At 37.5% G+C, this 373-nt stretch carries 1 protein-coding gene; it reads left to right on the top strand.

Going from position 1 to position 373, the window contains the following annotated elements; all coding sequences use genetic code 11:
- Positions 1-293, top strand: a 293-nt coding sequence (locus SB822_RS55365; protein WP_410858879.1) for a thiamine pyrophosphate-dependent enzyme, incomplete at its 5' end; no start/stop codon positions are given.
- Positions 294-373 lie beyond the last annotated feature (80 nt).

Raw genomic sequence — 373 nt, 5'->3', positions numbered from 1 at the left:
CTATTGTAGAGTGTCAGACCTATCGTATCCGTGGACACTATGAAGGTGACCCATCTAGCTATCGACCTAAAGAATTAACTGAAGAATGGAAGAAAAAAGATCCTATTGAAAGGTTTAGAGACCATCTCTTAAAACATGGAGTGTCGGAAGATGATTTATCTGCCATTGATACAGCAATGGATAAGGAAATAAAAGAAGCTTATGAATTTGCTAAATCCTCACCATATCCAGATGTAAGTGAAGTCACATTGGATGTATATGCCTCAGAAAACGAAAGGAGTGTTATTCGATGAGAAAATTAAGTATGAGTAAGGCCATTAGAGAGGCCATGCATGAAGAAATGGTAAGGGATGAAAATGTAATCGTTATTGGC

Source organism: Paraburkholderia sp. SIMBA_054, from assembly GCF_046534875.1.
Classification (GTDB): Bacteria; Pseudomonadota; Gammaproteobacteria; order Burkholderiales; family Burkholderiaceae; genus Paraburkholderia; species Paraburkholderia hospita.
Note: the sequence above shows the minus strand (reverse complement) of the source record. Positions and strands in the feature narration are given on the sequence as shown.